Here is a 26,120-nt window from a genome sequence, read left to right as displayed (position 1 = left end):
AAAGTGTGGAGGTTAAGAATATTGTGATTTGCTTAGAATGGTAGATTTTGAAGAAACATAAATGATAAAGTCGAAAAGTATCCTGTGTTAAAATAGACTCAATACGTGAATTATTTGATATAACGCAAGAACAGAGGAGCTTACAAATGACTAACGAACAATTCAAAAAATTAAAAGCCGACTTATGGGCATCTGCTGATCAACTAAGAGCGAATTCTGGACTCAAATCCACAGAATATGCTACTCCAATATTGGGACTTATCTTTCTTCGTTTTGCAGAGAGCAAGTACTCGCAGGTTGAAGATGAGATTAACGCTGAATACAATCGACTTAAAGGCACTCGCGTGGAACGTGAAATCTATGAAATAGCGATTGAAAAATGCGGATTCTATCTGCCCTATGAAGCTAAATACAACTACCTTCTTAATTTGCCAGAGAGTGAGAACTTAGCGCAGAAGGTTAAGGAAGCAATGGTTGCAGTTGAGAAATTCACAATAGAGCTTGAAAATACCTTGCCGAAGGATGAATATTATAGCGTTAATGGTGCCGAGGACAAAACCGTACTAAAGAAGCTTTTAAAGAATTTCAAAGACATACCAGACGATATTAGCATCGATCTATTTGGTGAAATCTATGAATATTTCCTTGGTAACTTTGCTCTTGCAGAAGGCCAAGGTGGCGGGGAATTCTTCACACCGTCAAGTGTCGTTCGTTATATGGTTGAGGTGCTAGCACCTACTGAAGGCAAAATCTTAGATCCAGCTTGCGGTTCCGGTGGGATGTTCGTTCAAACCGCTCATTATATTAAATCGCATAAACAAAACGGAAACGACATCAATCTGCGTGCCTATGGCGTGGAGAAAACAGGTGCAACTGTTAAACTGGCGAAAATGAACCTTGCACTTAACAACATTAGAGGAACCATCACCGAAGCGAACTCTTATTATGTAGATCCCTACGATTGTTTTGACGCTTTTGACTATGTTATGGCTAATCCTCCATTTAATGTGGATGGAGTGGAACTTGACGCAGTTAAGAATCAACCGAGGTTCAATACATTTGGTGTCCCTCAGAACAAAACCAAAAAAGCTAAAGGCGACCAATCCGAAACTGTACCTAATGGCAATTATCTCTGGATAAATATGTTTGCAACCGCTCTTAATGAAAAAGGACGCGCTGCTCTAGTTATGGCCAACTCTGCATCGGATGCAGGTCATAGTGAAAAAGAAATTAGGAAGAAGCTCATAAAAGAAGGGCTAATTAGTCAGATGCTAACTATGCCTAAGAATATGTTCAGTACAGTAACCCTCCCTGCTACGATTTGGTTTTTTGACAGGCAAAAGAAGAAAAAGGATGAGATCTTATTCATTGATGCAAGGAACGTGTTTACAGTAATTGATCGGGCTCATGTGAAATTCAGTGACGAGCAGATTAAGAATCTAGGGATTATCTCAAGATTATATGAGGGGAACACAGATGCGTTTGGAGCCCTGGTTAACGAATATAAAGCTAGCCTTGAGAATGCGGGAACGGATAGCGAGAAGAAATATTGGCAGGACAATATCGATTGGCTTACTGAGAGGTTCCCAGAGGGGAAATATTGCGATGTGGTCGGACTATGTAAGGTTGCAAAAATCGACGGTGAGGATGGAATAGCTGAACAGGATTATTCTCTTAACCCAGGACGTTATGTGGGGGTAGTGATCGAAGAAGATGACCTGACCAAAGAAGAGTTTAATATCGAGATGCTGCGCCTTAATCAGGAGTTAACGGCACTAAACAGCACTGCGCAGGAACTTGAAAGGAAGATAACAGAGAATTTGTTGTCTTTGGTGCGTGGGTGATGATTAAATGGAAATTCATTAAACTTCGTGATACTGGGACAATCATAACAGGTAATACGCCACCAACAGCTAACAGGGAATATTACGGTAATGATTATGCATTCATCAAACCAACAGATATTGTTGAAGGAGTTAGGCATGTTGAGAATACAGAAGAGAGATTTTCAATTAAGGGGTATGAAAGGTATCGGAAGAGCTTATTGCCTGTTAACACCCCTTGTGTTGTGACTATCGGATCTCTAGGAAAAAAACTTTGCTTAACAAAGGAACCTTCGTTCACGAACCAAGCAATAAATGCAATTATCATGAACAAGGGCAATGATGGAAGATTCATTTATTACATGATGAAGATTATGCTGCCTACGGTTAAACACTTATCAAGCGGAACAGCATCGGGCCGTGAAAATGTAAGCAAGAGTAGTTTTGGAAATATTAAGATTAATGTACCACCTCTACCTGTTCAACAGAAAATTGCAAACATATTATCCGTTTACGATGATCTAATTGAAAATAATAACCACAGAATAGAGCTACTCGAGCATGCTGCACAGCAAATATTTAAAGAATGGTTTGTGCGGTTTCGTTTCCCTGGTTATGAAAATGCCCACTTTACTAAAGGGATGCCTGATGTGTGGGAAGTGAAAAGATTGCAAGAGTTTGGTCTGATAGAAACAGGGAAAACACCTCCAACAGTAGAATCAGATAACTATAGTGGAAATATTATGTTTATCAAAACACCTGATATGCACGGACAAGCATTTGTAATTGATACTGATGAAAAGCTGACTCAGAAGGGGCATTTTACACAGCCGAAAAAAATGCTTCCTGCAAATTCAATATGTGTGAGTTGTATAGGCACTGGCGGTGTTGTTGCAATAAATGCAGAACCAGCACATACCAATCAGCAGATTAATTCGATAATACCTTATGATAGTAATTATCTTGAGTGGCTGTATTTTACATGTAAAGCATTGAAATCAACAATTGAAATGTTTGGTGCGACAGGCGCTACAATGACGAATTTAAGTAAAGGTAAGTTCGAAGGGCTAAAGGTAATTTTTCCTGGTGAAACACTTGTTTATAGGTTTAGTAAAATTACTGCTCCTATGATTAATAAAATTAAAGTATTACAACTTCAAAACCAAAACCTAACCAAGCAACGTGATCTGTTACTCCAACGCCTGATGAGTGGCAAGCTAGAAGTTTTGCAATAGATTTGTATTTAAGGGGGGCTTCAAATGCCACAAATCATAACAGAAGACATGATCGAGCAAGCGACAATCAAGCTGTTGGTTGAATCCTATGGATACGACACGATGAACTGCTTTACAGCAGAGAGGGAAACTCTTCCCGATGGCACGGGCAGGCAGAATAAAAAGCAGGTTGTGCTGCCGAATATTCTGTTTAATAAACTGTGCGAGCTTAATCCGTCGATACCTGTGGCGACAATCAAATCAGTTGCCGAAACTCTGCAGTATACCCCCCATACTGCGGATTTAATAGCGATCAATTATGCAAACTACCAAGTTCTTAGAACAGGAATTACCGTAACATATGAAGTGAATGGTAAGCAGGCAAGCAACATTTTAAAAATAATCGACTACAAAAAGCCGCTCAATAATAATTTCACCGTTGTATCACAAATGTGGATAAAAGGCGAGGTTCATTGGCGCAGACCTGATCTAATTATCTTCATTAATGGCTTACCGCTTGTATTTATTGAGCTCAAGAACTCAAATATTTTAGTCAAAAATGCTTATGATAAGAACTTGACCGACTATCTGAAGGATATCCCCTACCTATTTAACTACAACCAGATTTGTGTCCTTTCTAACGGCGTAGAAACTCGTGTTGGCAGCTTTCAAGCAGGTTATGAGCATTTCTTTGAATGGCTTAAGGTTCATAGTGAGAAGGAGAAGCCGGACAGAGAACAGATTACAGAAGACGGCATTAGTATTGAATTCTTGATAAAAGGTCTATTAAAGAAAGATACGCTAATTGATTACATAGAAAATTTTATTTTGTTCGATCGCAGACGAACGAAAATCATTGCTAAGAATCATCAATTCTTGGGTATTAACAATGCTTTCGATGCTTTTGTTAATCGTGAGAGTCTGAAAGGCAAGTTAGGTGTCTTCTGGCATACACAGGGTAGCGGCAAAAGCTATTCCATGTTGATGTTCGCACGCAAAATTAAACATAAATGTGAGGGTAACTTTACATTCTTAGTGGTTACCGATCGTCAGGATTTGGACGAACAGTTATACAAGAACTTCCTTCGTACAGAGTTTATTGCGAAGGATGAAGATGTTCGCCCAGGAAGCAGCTCAAAGTTGCGTGAACAGCTTGCTACAAACAAGACGATTTTATTTACGATGATTCATAAGTTCAGATACGACAAGGGCAAGAAATATCCTATTTTATCCGAACGTAAAGATATTATCGTCATGGTGGATGAAGCCCACAGAACGCAGTATAAGGATCTTGCTGAAAATATGCGTAATGGGCTGCCTAATGCCCAATACATTGCATTTACAGGAACGCCACTCCTTGGAAGCAAGCGCCTAACGAACTCCTGGTTCGGCGATTATGTCAGCGAATACAATTTTGCACAGTCGATTGAAGATGGTGCAACTGTACCCCTGTATTACACTAAGCGAGTCCCTACTGTAGAACTAAAGAATGATTTCCTTGACTCTGATTTCTCAGATATTCTAGAACAGGATAATCTTACAGATGAAGAGCAGAAGCGATTAGAGAATCACTATGCAAAAGAGCTCGAAGTCATTAAGCGTGATGACAGACTTGAAGTCATCGCTCAAGATATCGCGTACCATTTTCCACGTCGAGGTTTCCTTGGAAAGGGTATGGTTGTTTGTGTAGATAAATTTACAGCAGTGAAAATGTACGATAAGGTGACTTACCACTGGAAAGAGGAAATCAAGAAGCTCAATACGGAAATTAACAGTGCAAATGATAATGAGAAACGCCGTGAACTAAAACGTATTGTTGATTACATGCGAGGAGTTCAGATGGCGGTTGTGATTAGTCCTGAAGATGGTGAGGAAGAGAAATTCTCAGATCAAGGCTTATCCATTAAAAAGCACAGAGATTACATGAATGCTGTCGATGAAAATGGCTTTGATATTGAAGATCATTTCAAGAATGAGAATCATCCGTTCCAGCTCGTATTCATTTGTTCTATGTGGCTAACAGGTTTTGATGCGCCAAGTGTAACTACTTTGTATTTGGATAAGCCGATGAAGGGGCACACTCTCATGCAGGCAATCGCAAGAGCGAATCGAGTATTTCCTGGGAAGGATAACGGGATTATCGTTGATTACCTAGATGTTTTTAAGTTTATGAAACGTGCTCTTGCCGATTATGCAACATCAGAAGATGGTAATATGCCTGTTAAAGATATTGAGAAGCTGGTTGATCTATTAAACCAGGCCATAGAGAATACGACTGAATTTTGCGGTGCGATCGGAATCAACATAAATGAATTAGTCGCAGCTCATGATACATTCAAGAAGCTTGATTTGTTTGAAAGCTTTGCGGATACGATATTACAAAACGATGAATGGAAAAATGAGTTTAAGGTCCATTCAAATACAGTAGATATGCTCTATGAGTCGCTCCGTCCTGATATATTCAAGATGGATTGGAACAACCTACTTAAAGAAGCCATACTCTATTTAAGAGGAATTATTGATGGCAAGATACGGCCCGAGAAACTAGAAGAGGCACGCAAGAAAATTGATGCTTTGCTAGACGGGAGTGTCATTGCTGAACGTGCGACAACCTACGAAATTGCTAAGCAAACCAAGGAAATCGACCTGTCAAAGCTCAATATCGATGAGTTAAGGGAGCAGTTCAAAAAGATTAAATATAAGAATCTTGAGATTGCTAATCTAAGAGACTACATAACGAGTAAACTGGCACAGATGCTTAAGAAAAACATCACAAGAAGTAACTTTGCTGTATTATTTCAGAACATCATCGATAATTACAATGCTGGCGGATCAACGAATGATGATTTTTTTGAGAAGTTGCTCGAATTTATGGAGAAATTAAAAGCTGAAGAGGAACGCCACATCAAGGAAGAGTTATCTGAGGAAGAGCTCGAGATATTCGACTTGCTGCGTAAAGAAAAGCTGACTGCTGCTGAAGAGAAGAAGGTTAAGCTTGCAGCTAAGATGTTGTACGAAACGTTGACTCAGAAGAAGTCGGAGTTATTCGTAGTCGGATGGCATAACGATCCTCAGCCTAAGGAAAAAGTGAAGAAAGAGATTATTACGGTGTTGAACAGCTTCCTGCCCGAGAGCTACGAAAGAGATGTATTTACACAGAAGAGCAATCGGGTGTATGAGCACATCATTGATCAAGCTATAACTGGCTTTGGGTGGATTGCGAGTTAGTGTGGGGATGGTTGCTCTATCGCACACATATTATTCATCTGTCTAAATCTTTGAGTGTAAATCTCATCTATAATTGAAATTTTAACAATAAGTCTTAACTGATAATCAACAAAGTCTCACTTATAACAAAAAAGTCACCTAGTCCGGTGATCCTTTGTCTCAACTATAGACGTTACCCACAGAAGTTTATGGCGCACAAAAGTAAAATTGACGAAAAACGTTGCGTTGGCGATTCAATCGATCAGTTTTCTGGTGTTCCTGCTTTCCATGTTTGCGAATCGTTACGAAGCGCTCATCCCCGATTTCGTGCAGGGCTTGGGCTACGGCCTATGTATCGGGGGCTTCCTGATCGTCATTGCGAATCTGAAGCTTCTGAAGGGTCAGGCTGGCGAATAAATCCTGGGCTGCTGTAGCGGAGAGCTAAGTCATAGATTTAGGTTATCCAGGCGGGTTTGCGTGCGGACGCAAACCTGCTTTTTTGTTAGGGAGGGGACACAAGTCTATCATTAAGGTTTATATACCTCTTATAAGGGATAACCTGATATAAAAATCCTTTAGAGGTGACCTCCATGCATACTCTCTGGAAGGGATCGTTGATATTCGGTCTCGTTAGTATACCTGTTAAGCTTCACACTTCAACGGATGAAAAAGACATAAGCTACAAGTATCTACATAGGGATTGCTCTAGTCATGTCAGCAACACTAAGTCTTGCAAAACCTGTCAAAGACAAATTGAGCAAAGTGAGATTATTAAGGGATATGAGTACGAGAACGGGAAGTTCATTACTTTTGAGAAAGATGAATGGGATAACATCCAACCGGAATCAAGCAAAGAAATACAAGTGCTACACTTCTTAAACCCGAAGGAAATCAATCCAATCCATTATCAGAAAACATACTATCTTTCTCCTGACACATTTGGAGTTAATGGATACCAATTGTTAATCTCTGCAATGGAACAGACCAAGAGAATTGCCATCTGCAAACTATCGATTCGGTCGAAAGAAAGTCTTGCCTCGATTCAAGTGGTAGGCAATTGCCTGACGATAAGTACGTTGTTTTATCCTGACGAAATCCGATCGATAAAAGAAGTTCCCAACCTAAATAGAGATGTAGAGCTTGATCCCAGAGGAATTGAGATCGCTAAATTGTTGATTGCTCAAATGAGCAAACCTTACAGTGCATCGCAATATAGAAATGAGAGTAAGGAACGGTTAATCTCCGCGATCCAAAATAAAATTGCAGGCGAAGAGATTGTTATCCAATCCCGAACGCCGAGAGCAGCGATCACTGATTTAATGGCAGCATTACACGCAAGTCTCGAGGCCATTCATGCCACTAATGACGTCAAAGTACAAAGAAGGAAACAAACAGCTCAACAATCTCTTGAAGTACAAAATAATGCGGATGAGACGGCATAGAACTGAGAGCCTTCAAAAATCATTCTTCTGCACTGGACTCGATTGTTATGATCGGGTCTTTTTTATTTCCATATCGAGAAGCACTGTTTCTACTCGGAATATTGTCAAAATCGTGCAAATGAACAAGACAAATCGACGGCATGGTAAGCAAAAGAAGTGTCCGAAAAAGACGATTAAAGACAAAGACGTGCAAAGACGCCCATTCGTTTATGCAGTACGATACAACTAAGCAAAATTGTAAGCGTTTAAATTAAACGAGAACGGAGGTCATACGATGGGCGGTATTGGTGCATCCGGTATTATATTGCTCGTGTTGATCGCGTTGCTGTTGTTCGGGCCGAACAAGCTTCCCGAACTTGGCAAAGCGTTCGGTCGCACATTGCGCGAATTCAAGAAAGGCGCCAACGATTTGTTGGACGATACGAAGCCGGCAAGCCGTGTCGACGTTTCCCCGGAACAACCGGAGCTGCAGAAAGCGGAACGGCGATTGCCGGAATAAGCGAATCTGCTACGAACACATATCATGGGGCCGGCCTCTCGATGCGAAAAAATTCTTCGCGCTAGGGGCGGCCCCATTGTCGCGAGGGGGCGAGAGATGAGATATGGCCGAAAACCAAAGCGCGCAGCGCAGTGACGAATGGATGCCATTTACAGAGCATCTCGGCGAGTTGCGCAAACGAATTATTTATTGTTTGATCGTATTCGCGATCGGCTTTGTCGGGGGCTTGTTTGGTTCCCAGCCTGTATTCGATTATTTGGTGGACGCGGAGCCTGAGAAAAACTTGGATCTGCACGCATTCTCGCCATGGGATGCCATCGGGCTTTAGAGCAGAGGGCGACGCTCGTATTCGTTCCTTGGGCGCTTGTCATGTGCCTCGTCGGTTTGGCTTTCTCTTATTTTATCGTCTTTCCGATGGCATTCCTGTTCACGGAGAAGGTCACGTTTAATTTGGGGCTTGAGCAGACGTACGGCGTATCGCAATATTTTTCGTTCTTGTTCAACATACTGCTGCCGATCTCTCTTCTGTTCGAGCTTCCGCTCGTGATTTTGTTCCTGAGCCGCATCGGTATTTTGAGCCCGGCACTGCTTGTAAGAATGAGGAAAGTTGCCTGGTTTATTCTGATCGCCATCGGCGTGACGGTTACTCCGCCGGACGTAGTATCGGATTTACTTGTGGCCGTACCGCTCGTGCTATTATACGAAATCAGCGTATTGTTATCCAAGCTTGCCTTTGGAAGAAGACAACGTATGTTGGAGCGTGAAATGGCGGCGATGGATGAAGCGTAATCCGCTTAATATAGAAGACCGTCAGCGAGCGAACTTGTCTCTGACGGTCTTTTATGTTGGACAATTAGCCGTTCAGTCGAAGGTAGCCGAAGCGAAAGTCAGTTTTGTGCAAACGGCGTGTCGAAAACGCCGTCCGGATGCCCGAAGAAAGATCGCTCGATACGCGGCATAAACAATAAACTCTGCAAAGACGCCACCTTGTTTTCACAGTAGGATAAGACTAAACGCAAGGCCAACCGTCAAGTGGATGCAAGGAGGAATAGCAACAATGAAAGCGCTACAAATTATCGGCGCCGGACAATTTCGCATCGTGGACGCCGATATGCCCGATCTTCAGGATCATCAGGTACTGGTGGAAATCCAGATGGTGTCGACTTGTCCGCGCTGGGATATCAACATGATGGCCGGCCGAGATATGTTCAATTATGCCAAAGCTCCGGAATATCCCCTGCCGATCGGCTTCCCGGGGCATGAGATGGCGGGCGTCGTTAAAGCAGTTGGACCAGGCGTTTATCGCTTTGCCGTTGGAGATCGCGTCGCGGCCCTTGAGCATATCGTCCCCAAGGGGGCTTACGCGGAGTACGCCGCTTACCGGGAGGAGGAGCTGATTAAGCTTCCGGACAGCATTACGTTTAAGCAGGCGGTTTCGTTCGAGCTGTTGAAATGCGTGGCCATCGGGATCATGCAGCTCGGCGATCTCAAAGGAAAGTCCGTTCTGATATCGGGACTCGGACCTGCCGGTATCCTGGCCGTTCAGGTGGCCCGCTTGTGGGGGGCTTCTCATGTCGTCGGTATCGACGTCAGCGAGAGCAGGATTCAATACGTTCGGAATCTAGGCCTTGGTACGGTCATGCATGCGAACGAATTGCAGGATCTGCGATTCGAGCTTGGATACGACTGCGTGGGCGCGGCCTCTTCGGTTCAGAATGTACTTGCTCATGTGAACGAGCATGTCGTCATCTTCGGAGTGCTGCATGGAGACATTACCTATCCCGAAGCCTTGTGGGCTCGAGGGACGAAACTGGAATCGTACAAATACAGGCCCGTAGGTCCGCGGGATCATCAGCTGTTAATCGATCTTGTCGTGAACAAGGGACTAAACACCGAATGCCTCCAGACGCATCATGCGTCATTCGCGGATTATGGCCAAGCCATAGAGCTGTTGAAACGGCAGGAAGCGATTAAAGCGTTCTTCTTTCCGCAGGCCGACTTTCAATCGCTTGGCGATCATCTAGGACAATCCGCCGCGGAGTCGAACACATCCGAGTGAGAGGAGGTGGCGTAAGTTGACTAGAACGGCGAATCGCGAGCATTTTAGATCGGCAAGACCCATATGGCCGAAAGACCGAGAGAGGGACAAAAATATCACCGCCGGGTTCAGGGGTTTAGTAACAACGCACAGGGATGCGGGTTTAACGTTGCATATTGCCGCATCGACCCTCTATCGATGCTATATGAACGGCAAGTTCATCGGTCACGGACCTGCCCGCGGACCCCATGGGCATTATCGAGTCGATGTATGGGAGCTGAACGAATACGCGAACGAGGGCGATAACCTCGTAGCCATTGAGGTGGCGGGCTATAATATCAACAGCAATTACGTACTCGATCAGCCATCCTTCCTACAGGCGGAGGTCCGGGCGGGCGAGGAGACTCTTCTGGCGACGGGAGCCAAAGACGGATTCGAGGCGACTCTCTTGAAGGAGCGCGTACAGAAGGTGCAGCGATTCAGCTTCCAGAGAACGTTCGTCGAAGCGTATTCGCTTCAATCGGGCTATGACCGCTGGCGATCTGATGAAAGCGCTCCCTTTAACCGAATTGCTTGTGTGGATACGGCCGCGAAGACATTGATTCCAAGGGGCGTCCCCCTAGCTGAGTTTACCGAGCGTTATCCACTTGCGGTGTACGCGAAGGGAGAAGTGATTCGCCGAAAATCGCAAGGAGCTTATTGGCGCGATCGTTCCTTGACAGGCGTAGGCCCTCAATATGGAGGCTACGAAATGAACGATCTGGCCTTCATTTTGTCGGATGAATTGGCCGATCTGCAGATAAGGAGCCAACGTGTCGTTCAGCAACCGCATACGCAAGAAGATTCTTTGTTGCTCGCTACCCGCGAGTTCGGAATTTTGGACATGGGAATCAATCGGACCGGGTTCATTGGCGGTACCGTTCGTTGCTCTTGCAAGACCCTGCTGTACGTGACGTTCGACGAGGTTCTACGGGAAGACGACGTGGATCATTTGCGGTTCGGTTGCGTGAATGCCCTGCGGTATGAGCTTGAACCCGGAACCTACAGGCTGGAATCGTTCGAGCCGTATACGCTGCGCTATATGAAGTGGATCGCAGCCGAAGGGGAATGCGATTTGTCGGGGTTATACGTGAGGGAGTATGCGAACGCCGAAGCCGGCAAGGCGCGATTTCAATCCGGCGACGAACGGCTCAATGCGATTTTCGAAGCGGGAAGGGAAACTTTCCGACAGAACGCAGTCGATCTATTCATGGACTGTCCCTCAAGGGAACGCGCCGGATGGCTTTGCGACAGCTTCTTCATGGGGCGGTCAGCGTTCAGCTTGACGGGGCAGACGAAGGTGGAGAGAGCCTTCTTCGAGAACTACCTGTTGCCCGACAGCTTCCCGCATTTGCCCGACGGCATGCTTCCGATGTGTTATCCGGCGGACCATAACGACGGCGTTTTTATTCCAAATTGGTCGCTCTGGTTCGTTATCGAACTGGAGGAGTATCTGGAACGGAGCGGAGACCGGCAATTGATCGAGGCGATGCAGCCGAGAATCATGGAATTGTTCGACTACTTCGAACGTTTCAAGAACGAAGACGGCCTGCTGGAGAGTCTTGAAAGCTGGGTATTCCTGGAGTGGTCCAAAGCGAACGAATTCGTGCAGGACGTCAACTATCCAAGCAATATGCTTTATGCAGCCGCGCTAGCCGCCGCGGGTCGATTATACCGGCTTCCCCGCCTGTTGCAAGAGGCCGAGACGGTGCATGAGACGATCCGGGGACAGTCTTACGATGGAAGCTTTTTTATAGACAATGCAGTGAGGCAGGACGATCAACTCGTCCTTACGAGGAACAGGAGCGAGATTTGTCAGTATTATGCCTTCTACTTCGGAACGGCCAATCCCGGCAGCCATCCCGAGCTGTGGAATACGCTGTTAACTCGGTTCGGGCCGTCCAGAAAACGAATAAATGATTATCCGGACGTTCATGAAGCGAATGCTTTCATCGGGAATTATTTGCGCCTCGAATTGCTGGCAAGGTACGGCTATGCACGGCAGGCGGTGGACGAGTCGGCGGATTACCTGCTGTACATGGCTGAACGAACCGGGACGCTCTGGGAGAACGACGGGGATTACGCCAGCTGCAATCACGGATTCGCTTCCCATGTCGTACACAGCTTGATTCGCGACGTGTTAGGCATCTACCAAATCGACCCGATCGCGCAAAATCTTACGCTGAGGTTCTGCGATCTGGAAATTTCCTTCTGCAAGGGGGTGCTGCCTCTAGGGGACGGTGCGGTTCGCTTAGAGTGGACCAAGGCGAACGGACGAGTGGAATACCGGTTCGACGCTCCTCCGGGCTACAAGGTGAAAGTCGAGAATTTAACCGGACTACCGCTTTACGGCAAGATGGATGAATCGGCGATATTTTATACTTCCGAGGAGGAATGAAGGAATGTCGAATCATGATGGGTTTTCCATCCCTGAAGGGAACAGCTCCTCTGAGCTGAGCAGTAAGTTGGACCAAGCGCTCGCAAAGCCGATTAGCAGAAGGAAGATGATGACGGCGCTAGGGCTGACCGGACTCTCGTTAATGGCAGGCGGCAAAATCTCCTACGCCCGATCCACTACCCTGACCGAGAACATGAAGCTCAAATTAACGGATCCGCTAGACGCTGCCGACGTCAATGCCAACTTCGACCAGATCGATCAGGAGCTCGGCGGTCGCGCCGTTACGCCGGATTTCTACAAGGTCGGTACGGGCCCGGACGACACGGAGGCCGTTCAAGCGGCATTCGACTCAGGCCGCACGGTCGTCTTTACGCGAAACTATTATGTCAGATCGGTAGAGATGAAGGGCGACACGCAAACTATCAACTTCAACGGGTATTGGCTGATCGGAATTACGGGAAGCGGGGATTCCGTCTCCGATAAGGACGCGATACTCAAAATTACGGGCATCTACCTGGAGCTCTACGATATCAAAATCAACGGTCAATTCAACCTGAATTATCGCGCAGCGATTCATTGGTATTCGCGTCCGGGTTATCCCCAGGCCGGCTTTATTAACGTGTACGGCATGTATATCCGGGATATTCTCGTAGGCATTCAGTACGGCGCTTGGCTGGATGATCCGAGCCCCCACGACGCGCCTCAGAGCGAGAATTATTTGTACGGTTTTCGCTGCCGAAGCTTGCAGAATTGCATCGTCAGCAATCAGCCGAACGGCTTCCTCAAGATATCCGGAAGCACGATCGATTGCCATCAGAGGGAATGGTTTTTTCAAGCGGGCAACCCGTTCAGCATTCCGGCTTCGACCGTCATTACGTGCAAGATCGGCCAGATCTCGGTCGAAGACAGCGAACTGTTGAAAGTGGAATATTTGGAGGGATGCGGGCTTGAGGGCCGTAACCTCGTTGTTTCGAACTGCGTCATCGAAATGCCCTGTACATGGGTGAAGGCCGAGGGAGACGTGACGATTGACGTCGTTCACGGGGGATTTATGGGCGGAAATTCCGGATTGCCGATGTTCCAGATCGCTCCGGGCTCAACAGGCTCCCTAAGAATTCAGAATGTTCGGATGTCGCGAAGCGCGGGCGTAGGAGGCTACTTGGATAATTATATCGTAGCCGGGCTGGAAAGCTCTCCAAACTACAACGTGAGCATAGCCCGATGCGATCTGGGAGAGTGGGCGCCTTACTACATTGCTTTGTCTAGGGAAAGAAGCCGCGTATTCGTTCAGGATACCCACTTTACTTATACGGCGGGAGGCGCCTCGCAGCGTCATACGATTCACGACAAGAAGGATTACGTCAATCTGATCGCTTCGGTCGACACGACCGGCGAGAATATGGCGACAACCGCGAATACGGCGGATAAGTCCGGCTGGGTATGGACCAATTTGTACGGTTCGGGAACCGTCTATTTCCGTAAAACGAGCACGGATATTCCAGCGGGCTACGCAAGCGCGATCGAGGTCGTCGCGACAGGCGAGTCGTTTATTACCTCACAGCCGTTCGCGGTAACCCCGAATGCGTTGGCGGTTTTCCGAATGAAGGCCAAAAGGATCGGCGGCGGAGGTCATGCCGGGACTAAGCTGCTCTGGTTTAAAGCCGACGGCACGGCGTCCGGAACGGCGGAAACCTACTTATTCGGTACTGTGGACATCGGCACCGGCTGGTCGGATTTAATGGTGACGGCCACCATTCCAGGCGATGCCGCTTACGCCAGAATCAAGCTGACCGCGGAGGTGGGTTCTCTCTTCGCCACCGGCATGGAGTTCAGCACGGTTGTTGACGACAACTATCATAACTCCTTTATTAACGAGTTGAACCGATCGCTGGACGTGGCCGGCGAGGGCTTTATTCTGAAGGCGCCGAACGGTTCGCGCTATAAGATCACGGTGGATAATAGCGGGACGCTTACGGCAGCCCCTTATTAAAAATAAACTTAGAAACACGGGAGGGTCTAAACGATGTACAAAAGAATGACATGGAGTTCCCTGGCGCTCATCCTCTGCATAGCCCTGTTTGCTACCGGATGCTCGAAGGCCGCCGATACGAAGGAAACGCAGAGCCCCAGTAATGCAGCTTCCGGGTCTACGACGCCCGCGGCGAGCGAACAGTCGTCCGGGGAAGCGGCGAACTACGAGAACGGACTGCCTAAAAACGAAGAAGTGACGTTAAAGGTCGGGTTGCTTGAATCCGGCTATGGGAGAGAATGGTTCGATTATGCCGTCAAGCTCTTCACGGATAAATATCCGAACGTAAAATTCGATATTACGGCTTCTCCGAAGATCGGCGATCTCATCTCGACCAAGGCATCGGCCGGCAACGACGACGATATGTTCGATTTGTTCTACGGCGCCACCTGGACGGAATACGTAAATGCCAACAAGCTGGAGCCGGTAACCGATATTTTCGAGATGTCGCCGGACGACGCGCCGGGTCAGAAGCTGAACGATCTGATCGTTCCGGGCTTCAACGATCCCGAGAAATATTATAAAGAGAATGCCTGGGTGTTCCCGATCGCGAACTACGTCGGCGGCATGTTCTTCGATCAAAAGCTGTTCGACGAGAACGGCTGGAACAAAAACCCCAAAACTTACGACGAATTTATTCAACTTTGCGAAGCGATTATGAGCAAAGGCATTGACCCGATCGTGTATGCCGGCTTGTACAATTATGCGCAGTTCGCTTTCGATACGAAAATATTCGAAATGGCCGATGAGAACGGAAACAAGCAATTCCGCAACGATTTCGAGTATTTCAACGGTCCGCAAAATACGTCTCCGGAAAACATCGAGGTGTACAAACGACTGTACGACATGGGGAAGAAGGGGTATATCAGCAAGAAAAGCGTAGGCATGAATCATACGCAATCGCAAATGCTCGTCCTTCAGCATAAAGCGGCGATGGTGCCGTCGGGCGACTGGATCGAGAACGAGATGAAGGAATCCGCACCGGACGACTTCCAATGGGGCTATATGGCGGTTCCGTTCACGAATAATCCGAACGGTCCGATCTATATGACCAACGGATTGAGCTATTCCTTCGAGATTTGGGCGGCCAAGCCGGAATTGAACAAGAAATGGGCAAAACAGTTCCTCCTCTCGCTTATGTCGAACGAAGTCCAGCAGGAGCTGGTTGAGAAGGGCGGAGCGCTTCCGCTCCGCAAGGATTACTTGGATGTTCCGACGCGGGCGGACAATATGAAGCCGCTGCAGAAATCGATCGCTACGTATCTGAAGGAGAATCAAGTCGTGCTGGAGCTGAAGAATCGCAAGCTCGAGCTCACGCATGCCGATTACGCGGCGTCGCTCAAGGTCATTGTAGACAACATGGCTCTCGTGCTGACGGGACAGGAAGAACCTGAGCCGATCCTGCAACAAGCGGAGAAGCTGCTGCAGAACGCCATTTCAAGCGACAAGAAAGCTCAAAACAAAGAGTAGACGAATTACGAAGCGGTCGAAAGGCAGTCATTCGGACTGCCTTTCGACCGTGATATACGGGGAGAGAAGACCACTATGTATCTCTTGAAAAGCGCACGGTTTCAAAAAGCGATATTTCTCTTCATTGTCGTGGCCCCGGCGTTTGCAGCCTATGTGTTATTCACGCTCTATCCGAATGCCCTCTCGATCTATTATTCCTTCTTGGATTGGGACGGGATAGGCGCCAAAACCTTCATTGGATGGGACAATTATATTCGGCTGTTCGAGGATCCGTTCATCTTGCGGGCCTTACAGCACAATCTGATATTGCTCGTTACGATCATTCCCATTACGCTTACGATCTCGTTGGTATTGGCCGATCTTCTCGTCAACCGCGCATTTGCGGAAAATTCGTTCTATAAAGTTCTTTATTTTTTCCCGAACGTGCTGTCTCTCGTCGTCATTGCTCTAGTCTGGTCGTTTATCTACGACGGTACCTTCGGTTTGCTGAACGGCCTGCTCCGCTTGTTCGGCCTTGGAGGAGAGCATAACTGGCTGGGCAGTAAAAGCACGGCGCTGCTCTCCATGATTCCGTTATACGTGTGGTGTTACGTCGGGTTTTACGTCGTCATCTTCATGAATGCCATGCAAGGCATCCCTAAGTCTCTGTACGAATCCGCCATTTTGGACGGAATCACGCATATGCAACGGTTTACGAAGATTACGCTTCCTTTGTTATCCGGCGTCATTCGAGTCGGGACGATCTTCCTGATGCTGTCCGTGATCAAAGGGTTCGAATATATGTTTATCATGACCAAGGGAGGTCCCGGCGGTTCGACGGACGTCATCTCCCTGTACATGTTCAACCTTGCTTTCGGCGGTCTGAACCTCGGTCAGCATATTTACGGCTACGCATCCACGATCGGTATGATGATCTTCGTCCTGCTCGTCGGTCTGAAGCTGGTCGTAGACAAATTCTTCGCCAAAGACAGCGTCGAGTATTGAAAGGAGGGGTTCTATGAGAACCGGGGTCACTTCATGGCTATGGCGAATGGTGCTGTTCGTCTGGGCGCTTACCGTCCTGCTTCCGCTATTCTGGATTTTCTACCAATCTCTTAAAACGAATCAAGAGTTTTTCGCCGATATATGGGCCTTCCCCGAGCACCTGAAATGGAGCAATTACGAGAAGGCTTGGACGCGGCTCGGGATTGGCCAATCGGTGATCAACACCCTTTATTATGTAGGGCTGAGTCTGCTTATTAGCCTGTTTGTTTCCACGGTGAATGCCTACGCCTTCACGCGAATCCAATGGAAGCTGCGGTCCTTACTGTGGAGCGTCATCATGATTTCCTTGTTCCTGCCGGGTATCAACATTCTCGTATCCCAGTATACGTTGATGCGGGCCTTGAATCTGACCGACAGCCTGAATGGACTGGTGCTGCTGGCCGGTCTGCCTGTCGGGGCTTTCGAGCTGCTCCTGCTCGGGAGCTTCATGCGCTCCTTGCCGAAGGAGCTGGACGAAAGCGCGTTTATCGACGGGGCTACGTTATTTCAGGTCTTCCGCAAAATCATCCTGCCTCTGTCGATGCCGGGCATTGTCACGATCGGTATCTTCAAGTTCGTGGGCTTATACAACGATTTCCTGGGTCCCTTTATTCTCATCAGTGATCCAGACAAGTATCCGATTAGCGTGAACATGTATAATGCCAACGCCATGATGGAATTCAAGGCGGATTGGGTGACGCTTCTCGCGGGTCTTGTCATCACGATCATACCTACCGTTATCGTTTACGTGTTGTTTCAGAGAAGAATCATAGAAGGCGCCACAATGGGCGGAGTCAAAGGCTAAATGGGGGAGCAGGAGGAAATTGCATGAGTAAAGTAGGGGTAATCGGGTACGGTCATCAAGTCAAAAGGCTTCTGGAGATGATGCAGGAGATGGATAGCGGTTGCCGAATTTCGGCGATAGCCGACGTCCGCCATCACGAAATCCGCGAGCGAATGAAAGCGGACGGGGTCGACCCGTCGGGGATTTCATTTTACGAGAACGCGGACGATATGCTGAACGGGGGGGATCTCGACGGCGTATTCGTCGGAACGCGCTGCTCTCTTCATACCCCCATGGCCTTAAAAGTGTTGCCCAGGCGAATTCCGCTTTACCTGGAGAAACCGGTCGCCACAACGATGGAGGACCTGGTGAAGCTAAGGGAGGCGGACGCTTTATACGGCGGCAAGACGGTCGTATCGTTCCCGCTGCGGGTTACGCATCATGTGCAGTTGGTGAAGGAAATCATCGATTCCGGAAAAATCGGAACGGTGGAGCATGTACAGGCCGTAAATAACGTGAACTACGGCAGTATTTATTATCATGGGTGGTTCCGCGACGAGACAGAGACGCAAGGCTTGTTCGTACAGAAAGCGACGCATGATTTCGATTATATCAATCATATCCTGGGGCTGAAGCCCGTGACCGTATGCGCGATGACGTCGAAGCAAATTTTCAAGGGGAATAAGCGAGCGGGGTTGCAATGCAAAGACTGCGATGAGACGAGCACGTGCCCGGAAAGTCCGGACAATCTTCGGAAACATGCTTTCGAGGAACCGCTGGGCCCTTACTGCTGCTTCGCGGAGGATACCGGCAACGAAGATTCGGGCAGTGCATTAATCGCCTATGAATCGGGCATGCACTTATCCTATTCGCAAAATTTTTTCGTCAGAAAAAAAGCGGCCGCAAGAGGAGCACGGTTTCTCGGTTACAAAGGAACAGTCGAATTCGATTGGGCCACGAACCGAATTCAGGTCTATATGCATCATACGCCTAGAGTCGAATCGTACGAGATCGATAACGAGGCCACGGCAGTCGGCCATGCAGGGGGCGACTCTACGCTGCTCGAGAATTTCATCTCGCTCATGCAGGGAAAGAAGCAAACGTCCGTGTCCACGCTGGAGGATGGCTTGAACAGCACGTTATTGTGCCTGAAGGCCAAGGAATCCGCGGAAACCGGTACCTTCCGCGAAGTCAGGTGGCCGGACTGAAGTTCGGCTGATCGGGGAAGACCTTAGTCCGAGTCCGAAGTCGTCTTCTTATGCTCGCTCCGCCAATGGGCGGGGCTTTTGCCGTATTTCTGCTTGAACAAGCGGCTGAAATAGTGAATGGTCTGGAAACCCGTGGCGTGCGCAATATCCTGAACGCTCATATTGCTTTCCAGCAAGTATTTCTCGGCAGCGCTCATTCGAAGATTATTGAGAAATTGCAAAGGGGAAACCCCTTTGCAGGCTTTGAACGTGCGGATCAAGTAGGAGGAATTCAAATGGGCATACTCGCACAGCTTCTGCAGGGTGAAGTTCTCCCAGTAGCTGGATTCCATCCAACGGACGAGAATTTCGACCGTTTCCACCGTCGAAGCGATTCGATTGACGGGCGGGTGGCTTGTCTTACCGTATAGCTTCGCATCCGGCTTGGCTACGTGGCGGATGAGCGCAAGGATGGCTTGGATGTCGGAATAGCTGATTTGCCGGGTCAGCTCAGGCTGCTTGCTCATCCAATCGGCCATCAGGATCTGGTGAAGTGCGTGAATACGCTCATAGACCGCTCGAACGGCAGGCAAGCTTCCATCCGAATCCGCCTGAAGACGGTTCCAGGTCTCGCAGTCCGACGGGATAGGGAAGGTTTCGCTTGCGTCATCCTGCAGCTCCCAGTAGGTATAACGGTAAATCCGGGATAGGAATTGCAAATGGTGGGAGGTATTTAAAGGGATAAGCAGAACGGCGGGGCCCGTCATCCGGTAGGTGATGTTGTTGATCGTAATTCTCAGAGTTCCTTCGATAATATAGAGCAATTCGTGATGTTGAGGGTGAAGACCGCCGATTCTCGACTCCAAGGGAAAGAGAGAAAGGTTATCCTGTACAGGCTGAGAGGCATTAAGAGAATTATCGTAGCCGAATGCGCGAATCTGCATGTTATCCTCTCCCGTACGTCAAGATGTTTGGCCGATCCGACAGGCTCATTTTAGCATGAGAGAGTCGGGATCGTCGATATCGAAATTCAACCATAAATATCGAAAAAACCAATAATTTTCGGAATAGATTGTGGATCGGCACTCTCTTAATATAATAAGAAAACAGTGATCAGAATGTGAGACGCGCGCGATTTTCCGAGTGGGACGAATTGATCCGCTGGCAGAAGGAGAAGATTTGCAGACATGAGGACATTACCGGTCTATCAATATCGACGCAGCCTGGATCAAACCTGGAAAGCGCTTGAAAACGGCAAATTGACCGTCGGATTCATCGGAGGGTCGATAACGGACGGGAGGCCGCGCAACAATTGGCCGGAGCCGGTCGTCGCCTGGTTCGCAGAGACATTCCCGCATGCGAGAATTCATGTGGAAAATGCCGCAATTGGCGCGACGGGAAGCGAGTTGGCCGTCTTCCGCGCAGAGCGGGATTTGATCGACCGCGGCTGCGACCTCGTGTTCGTCGATTACGCCGTGAACGATTTATACGCGACCCCGGAGCGGAGAATGAACACGCGAGAAGGGTTGCTTCGCAAACTGCTGGCAGACGCGAAGAGGGATGTCGTATTCGTGTACACGTTCCATATTGACATGTACGAGAAGATGGAGCACGGCGGCATACCGGACTCGATTGCCGAATTCGAGCAATTGGCGGCGCATTATGAAGCCGGCTCGGTGTGGATGGGATTGCATGCAGTGAAGGAAATCGCGGCAGGCCGCATGCGTTGGGAGGAATGGTTGCCTGACGGTCTGCATCCCGGGAGCCGCGGCAGCTTGAGCTATGCCCAGAGCGTGATCGCGTATTTGGAGACGGACAGCAAACACTCGGCAAGCGCCGGGCGGCAAGCGGAACGGACGATGCCTGAACCTCTCTCGTCCCGCCATTGGGGCGCGACTGCGTTCGTGCCGTTCGAGAACGTACGCACCGAAGGCCCGTGGGCCGTTCGTAGATGGCTCGATTACGAATGGATCGACCGGGTGCTGGAGACAGCCGCGGTCGGCGCCAAGCTGGCATTCGACTTTGAGGGACGCGGCGTAGCTTTGGGCTTCGATTTCGGTCAGAGCTCCGCGGAGTTCCGCTACCGACTCGACGATGGAGAATGGGTCGCTTCAAACCGGAAGCGGGAGACCTGGCTCCCAATGGACGGCCTGTTCTCCAACTACTTAATCAGCGACGAACTCGAGAACGGCAAACATACGCTGGAGCTTGAGGTCGTGCACGGCCAAACGCCCGATTGCAAAGGCACCAATTGCCGTATCGGGTATATCGGGATTCTCCGGTCTTAACGTGAAATGAGTAGACGATCGCCGTCCGCGCCTAGTCGAACCTTGTTAGCTGACCGGACGACAGAAAAGCTCCCCTTATAGTAGACAGGTTAAATCATTCAAACCTGCTGCAATAAGGGGAGCTTTTTCATTCCCTAAATACACTATGGTTCTTTAATTGAGCGTCCTGTGCTCCAGCCGAAACTTGGTCGGATAGACGCCTTTCGTTTTTTTGAACAAATAGCTGAAATAGCTTTGGTTCACGTACCCTGTCGCCTCGGCGATCGCGCTCAAATCCCACTCTGTTGTCTTGAGAAGCTCTGCGGCCCGCTTGATCCGCGCGGCGTTCAAATAGTTGGAGAATGTGTCCCCCTTCTCCTTAATGAACAACTGGCCCAAATAGGCCGGATTGACGTTGAACGAGACTGCGATCGTCTTGAGAGAGATGTTGTTTGCATAATGCTCGTCGATATAAACGGTCACCCGCTTAATGAGCGGACTTTCCCGGCTCTCCTGCGCTTCGATGCAGTCGATCGTCTTCACGGCCAATATCTGCAGCCATCTCGACAATTCATCCACGCTTTTTCTTCGAATCAGCTGTACGGCCAAGTGATCCTGACTGTCGAACAAGGACGCTGATTCCAGCTTGAGGCGGCTCATGACCGTCAGCATATGGTACAACAGCTCGATGGCGATATTCTGCACTTGCAGCGGAGAGACCGTCATAGTCCGGCAGATCGTTTCGAACGTGTCGGCGATGAACGCCGTCGCTTGTTCTTTTTCGCGATCGATGATGAGTTGCGCCAGACGGTTGTAAGGGATGCTCCTTCCCATGTCGGAGTCAGTCCGTTCCTCCCTGTCGCGGATATCGACGATCGTGGCGGGCGGCATGATGAGCCGGTACTCCATCAGCTGCTGCGCTTGCGCATAGCTTTCCGACACCAGACCGCAATCGGCGATCCGAGAGCCGACCGTGACGAAGACGTCGCTCTTCAGGTATTGCCTGATGCTATCGACGCACTGCTGCAAGTAAGGATGAATAACGTCGGGTTCGAGGGCTGCGAGATCGTCTTGCACGATGACTGCGATCTGGTCCATAGAATCGCAGACGACAATCGCCCGGCAGCAGACGGCCAATAGTTCGGTGCACAGATTTTCCGCTGCATACAGCAGCAGGTTACGGTTTGAAGGCGATTCCGCTTCGGCGAACAGCGGATGGATGAGACACACGACATATGCCTTTTCATCGATGGCGAGCTGCAGCAGCTCGGCGCGCTGCCTGAAGTCGGCTTCGCCGATTTGGCCGGTTAGCCAGCGGTTCAGAATGTTGTTTCGCAAAATGACCGAGTCGCCCCGCAGTTGAATCTGCCGGTGAACTTCCTGATCGATCTTGGCCGTCATTTCCAGCAGGGTGTGCGACATTTCGTCCGGCTCCACCGGCTTGAGCAAATAATTTTCGATTCCGATCCGCGCAGCTTCCTTGACGAGAGCGAAGTCGTCGAAGCCGCTCAGGATGACGCATTTCAAGAAGCCGAATCGGCTTTTCGCTTCGCGAATGAGGGCGAGACCGTCCATTTCCGGCATTTTGATATCCGTGATCAGGATTTGCGCTTTTGTTTGCTCAAGCAGATCCAACGCCACCCGTCCGTTAGCGGCCTGCCCGGCGATTTCGATGCCGAAATTTTCCCAGGGGATCAATTCGAGCAGTCCTTGCAAAATCCGCGGTTCGTCATCAACCAGCAAAGCTTTGTACAAGCTCCATCATCTCCTTTCTCGTTATTGCGGGAAAACGGATCCGAACCTTGGTCCCGGTGTTGCGCTCGCTGTCGATTTCGACGCCGTACAGGTCGCCAAACAGCAGCCGTATCCGTTGATGCACGTTCGCGATGCCGATGCTGTCGCCGGATGGGAGCCGCGTCCGATTGAGCTTGCTGCGGATTTCGAATAGCTTGTCCGTATCGATCCCGCATCCGTTGTCGTCGATTTCGATCACGACCGCTTCTTCCGATTTGTAGCCGCTCACCGTCACCAGATTGTCGGGTTTGCTGTAATCGACCCCGTGCCGGAGCGTATTCTCCATGATGGGTTGAAGCAGATGGCGGGGCATGCTGTACGCCAAAATGTTCGGATCGATCTGGAAATCGATCGTAAGCGCGCCCGCGTAGCGTATGGAGTAAAGCTCCAAGTAATTTTCACAAAATGCCAGCTCCTCTTGAACCGAAACGACCATGCCGCCTTTGATGCTGCTTCGAAACAGCCTCGCCAGCGTTCCGATCATATAGCCGACATGATCGCTTCCGGAAGCCGACGCTTCCAAACGGATGACTTCAAGCGTGTTGTACAGGAAATGCGGGTCCATTTGCAACTGCAGCGCATGCAGCTCGGCATCTTTGAGCTTGAGCTCGGACAAGTACACCCGATCGATGTAGTCCGTCAGCCGGGCGGACATTTCATTCAAATTAGCCGCGATCATACTGATCTCGTCGTTCGTTCCGGCAGTGCGGATGCGATAGGTCAGATCGCCATTTTGGATTTTGGAAATGGCGTGGTTGATGATGCGGATGCGGCGGGAGAACAACCGGATGCTAATGAAACCGAGCAATAGCGCGGCCAGCGCGCAGGCGGACGCGACGAACAGCACCGTATTGCGCTGGCGCTCAAAGCTGCCGGCTACCTGCGACAAGGGAAGCGAACCGACCACATAATAGCCGAGGTAGTCGTCGACTACGGCTTCGACGATACGGGAACGATCCGAGGCGCCGACTTGCGATTGCGCGATCTGCTCGAAGCCGGGAAACTTATGGCCGTAAGAAGCGCCGGTCGAATCGATGATCACGTAGCCGTCTTTCGTCAACACGGAGATTTCGGCATTGTGGTATTGGACAAGCCAGCTTTGGAGCCGGTTAGCGATCCGGTCGGCGTTGAAGTTGAGGGCAAACACGGCCACGCTTTTTTTGAAGCGGTCCGATTTGACGTCTCCGCGGATATTCGACACGATCGAGAAGATGTTCCTTTTGGTGTTGAAATGGTAGGTTTGGCTATAAGCGGGAGTGATGCTCAGTCCGTAAAACGCGTCGTCCAATGAGCGGAACATCGCTTCGTTGTGGACGTTGTAGTCGTCAAGGTTCAAGGTCAAATCTTTGGAGCGTAGGAAAAGCTGCCCCGTCGCTTTCTTATAGAGCAGCGCATCGAAGATATCGTCATCCGTCGCGGCAGAGGCGTCCAGAAAATAATTGACCAGCATCGCTTTTGACAGTTTTTCGTCTTCCAGCTTCGGCGACGGATCGGCCAGCAGCTCCATCATGTCCTCGTTTTGCTTGGGGTTGATGTACAAGTTCTGGATCTGCAGCTTGACGGTGTTCACCTTCTGCGCGAACTCGCCATGAACGCTTTGCACCGCCTGCTTGACGCTGTTCGCGGCGTCTTGTTCGGCGGAGCGCCGCAAATTTTGCAGGATGGTCGAGCTGATGATAAATATCGTCGCCAAAATGATCAGCGTGTAGGTTAACAGAAGGCGGTTAAAAAACTTCCGTCTCAGCAACCGGCCATATATGTTCTGCATCGTCGGGTCCCCCGGTTTTGTCGGTCTGGTCTGGCCTGTCGCAAGCAAACCATAATTATCGAATATACCTATAATTTTAAGAATGGTTGCGCATACAGAGTCGAAGTTACAATAAGATCAGGACTTGACGGGGATGTCAAGTTCAGAATAGAGGAGGGAGGACGACATGTCAAACATCTTGATGAACGCGGCCGAGCCGGCGGTCGTCCGGGAACGGAGGACCCGACGTTCGCTCAGCGGGCGCGGGACGCTGCTGCTGATGGCCGTACCTTGCATCGCAGCGCTAGCGCTGTTTTCGTATTTGCCTTTGGTCGGGTGGGCGATTGCCTTTTTTGATTACAAACCCGGTCTCAGACTGCTCGATACCGAGTTTGTCGGCTTCAAATATTTCAAGATGGCGCTCGACAATCCGGAAATGCTGGCCGTGCTTCGTAATACGCTGGCCATGAGCTTTCTTGGGTTGTTAGCGTCGCCGCTCGGCGTGCTATTCGCGATTTTCTTGGCGGAAATGAGAAGCCGCAAGCTGCAGCGCTTCATTCAAACGACGACAACGCTGCCAAACTTCGTAAGCTGGGTGCTCGTATACGCCGTTTGCTACGTGATGCTGTCTGCGAATGATGGCATCGTCAACAAAGTGCTGCTCCAACTGCACCTCATTGACCAGCCTCTGAATCCGCTCGCGAATCCGGACATCGTCTGGCTGTTCCAGACCGCGATCGGTATCTGGAAAGGGCTTGGCTTCGGAGCGATTGTGTATATCGCGGCCATTGTCGGCATCGATCAGGAGCAATACGATGCGGCAGCCGTGGACGGGGCGGGACGTTTCCGGAAAATATGGCACATTACCATTCCCGGTCTCATGCCGACCTTCATTACGCTGCTGCTGCTAAGCGTCGGCGGCGTGCTGAACAACGGCTTCGAGCAGTATTATTTGTTCCAGAACGGGCTTGTGCAGGAGAAAATCCAGGTGCTCGATTTGTACGTGTACCGGGTCGGCATCTACATGAATAATTATCCACTATCGACGGCAATCGGCATGGCGAAAACCATCGTAAGCGTTGCGCTTCTCATGTCGGTCAATGTATTGTCCCGCAAGCTGCGCGACCATTCGATTTTCTAAGGAACTGCGGGGTGACGG

General features: G+C 49.2%; 18 protein-coding genes and 1 pseudogene. 16 read left to right on the top strand and 3 right to left on the bottom strand.

Annotated features, from left to right (window positions below):
- Positions 1 to 146: 146 nt before the first annotated feature.
- The 14 genes and pseudogenes from J4772_RS29645 to J4772_RS29580 all read left to right on the top strand — a co-directional run bounded on the left by J4772_RS29645 (position 147) and on the right by J4772_RS29580 (position 19,174).
- Positions 147 to 1,844, top strand: a complete 1,698-nt coding sequence (locus J4772_RS29645; RefSeq protein WP_209072651.1) for a class I SAM-dependent DNA methyltransferase — start codon at positions 147 to 149, stop codon at positions 1,842 to 1,844.
- Complete coding sequence (locus tag J4772_RS29640) at positions 1,844 to 3,058, top strand: restriction endonuclease subunit S (RefSeq protein WP_209072650.1); 1,215 nt, start codon at positions 1,844 to 1,846, stop codon at positions 3,056 to 3,058. The genes J4772_RS29645 and J4772_RS29640 overlap by 1 nt, the downstream gene beginning before the upstream one ends.
- 24 nt (positions 3,059 to 3,082) lie before the next feature.
- On the top strand, positions 3,083 to 6,265 hold the full coding sequence (locus J4772_RS29635) for a type I restriction endonuclease subunit R (protein ID WP_209072649.1): 3,183 nt from the start codon (positions 3,083 to 3,085) through the stop codon (positions 6,263 to 6,265).
- 207 nt (positions 6,266 to 6,472) lie between these two features.
- The gene (locus J4772_RS29630) at positions 6,473 to 6,661 is read left to right on the top strand and encodes a hypothetical protein (protein ID WP_209072648.1); all 189 of its coding nucleotides are present in this window, start codon (positions 6,473 to 6,475) and stop codon (positions 6,659 to 6,661) included.
- A gap of 173 nt (positions 6,662 to 6,834) precedes the next feature.
- Positions 6,835 to 7,686 carry a non-homologous end joining protein Ku gene (locus J4772_RS29625; RefSeq protein WP_209072647.1) on the top strand — a complete coding sequence of 284 codons (852 nt, stop codon included), beginning with the start codon at positions 6,835 to 6,837 and terminating at the stop codon, positions 7,684 to 7,686.
- Between the two features lie 274 nt (positions 7,687 to 7,960).
- On the top strand, positions 7,961 to 8,185 hold the full coding sequence (gene tatA, locus J4772_RS29620) for a twin-arginine translocase TatA/TatE family subunit (protein WP_116059822.1): 225 nt from the start codon (positions 7,961 to 7,963) through the stop codon (positions 8,183 to 8,185).
- Between the two features lie 103 nt (positions 8,186 to 8,288).
- Positions 8,289 to 8,974: pseudogene (locus tag J4772_RS29615) on the top strand (twin-arginine translocase subunit TatC).
- A gap of 268 nt (positions 8,975 to 9,242) precedes the next feature.
- Entirely contained in the window at positions 9,243 to 10,244 is a 1,002-nt protein-coding gene (locus tag J4772_RS29610) for a zinc-dependent alcohol dehydrogenase (RefSeq protein ID WP_209072646.1), read from the top strand.
- 148 nt (positions 10,245 to 10,392) lie between these two features.
- Entirely contained in the window at positions 10,393 to 12,660 is a 2,268-nt protein-coding gene (locus J4772_RS29605; RefSeq protein ID WP_209072645.1) for an alpha-L-rhamnosidase-related protein, read from the top strand.
- Between the two features lie 4 nt (positions 12,661 to 12,664).
- Positions 12,665 to 14,650, top strand: coding sequence for a hypothetical protein (locus tag J4772_RS29600; protein WP_209072644.1), 1,986 nt, complete (start codon positions 12,665 to 12,667; stop codon positions 14,648 to 14,650).
- Between the two features lie 33 nt (positions 14,651 to 14,683).
- Positions 14,684 to 16,159, top strand: coding sequence for an extracellular solute-binding protein (locus J4772_RS29595; protein WP_209072643.1), 1,476 nt, complete (start codon positions 14,684 to 14,686; stop codon positions 16,157 to 16,159).
- Positions 16,160 to 16,234: 75 nt separating this feature from the next.
- A complete protein-coding gene (locus tag J4772_RS29590; RefSeq protein WP_209072642.1) occupies positions 16,235 to 17,143 on the top strand; it encodes a carbohydrate ABC transporter permease in 909 nt (302 codons plus the stop codon).
- A 13-nt stretch (positions 17,144 to 17,156) separates the two neighbouring features.
- A complete protein-coding gene (locus J4772_RS29585) occupies positions 17,157 to 17,987 on the top strand; it encodes a carbohydrate ABC transporter permease (RefSeq protein WP_209072641.1) in 831 nt (276 codons plus the stop codon).
- A 23-nt stretch (positions 17,988 to 18,010) separates the two neighbouring features.
- A complete protein-coding gene (locus tag J4772_RS29580) occupies positions 18,011 to 19,174 on the top strand; it encodes a Gfo/Idh/MocA family protein (RefSeq protein WP_209072640.1) in 1,164 nt (387 codons plus the stop codon).
- A 23-nt stretch (positions 19,175 to 19,197) separates the two neighbouring features.
- Here J4772_RS29580 and J4772_RS29575 read toward each other — a convergent pair whose 3' ends face one another.
- The gene (locus J4772_RS29575) at positions 19,198 to 20,097 is read right to left on the bottom strand and encodes an AraC family transcriptional regulator (RefSeq protein WP_209072639.1); all 900 of its coding nucleotides are present in this window, start codon (positions 20,095 to 20,097) and stop codon (positions 19,198 to 19,200) included.
- 243 nt (positions 20,098 to 20,340) lie between these two features.
- On the opposite strand from J4772_RS29575, the gene J4772_RS29570 reads away from it, so the two are divergent.
- Positions 20,341 to 21,441, top strand: a complete 1,101-nt coding sequence (locus J4772_RS29570) for an SGNH/GDSL hydrolase family protein (RefSeq protein WP_209072638.1) — start codon at positions 20,341 to 20,343, stop codon at positions 21,439 to 21,441.
- A gap of 153 nt (positions 21,442 to 21,594) precedes the next feature.
- Here the strand turns inward: J4772_RS29570 and J4772_RS29565 are convergent, their stop codons facing one another.
- Both J4772_RS29565 and J4772_RS29560 read right to left on the bottom strand, forming a co-directional pair.
- Positions 21,595 to 23,175 (bottom strand): response regulator, encoded by a 1,581-nt coding sequence (locus J4772_RS29565; protein WP_209072637.1) that lies wholly within the window; start codon positions 23,173 to 23,175, stop codon positions 21,595 to 21,597.
- Positions 23,153 to 24,982 carry a sensor histidine kinase gene (locus J4772_RS29560; protein ID WP_209072636.1) on the bottom strand — a complete coding sequence of 610 codons (1,830 nt, stop codon included), beginning with the start codon at positions 24,980 to 24,982 and terminating at the stop codon, positions 23,153 to 23,155. Before J4772_RS29560 ends, J4772_RS29565 begins: the two co-directional genes overlap by 23 nt.
- A 166-nt stretch (positions 24,983 to 25,148) precedes the next feature.
- On the opposite strand from J4772_RS29560, the gene J4772_RS29555 reads away from it, so the two are divergent.
- Positions 25,149 to 26,102: an ABC transporter permease gene (locus tag J4772_RS29555; RefSeq protein ID WP_247740888.1), complete on the top strand. Its 954-nt coding sequence runs from the start codon at positions 25,149 to 25,151 to the stop codon at positions 26,100 to 26,102.
- Positions 26,103 to 26,120 lie beyond the last annotated feature (18 nt).

It is taken from the genome of Cohnella sp. LGH (assembly GCF_017671885.1).
GTDB lineage: Bacteria > Bacillota > Bacilli > Paenibacillales > Paenibacillaceae > Cohnella > Cohnella phaseoli.
The sequence above is the reverse complement of the archived record's forward strand: the minus strand, read 5'-3'. Positions and strand labels throughout refer to the sequence as shown.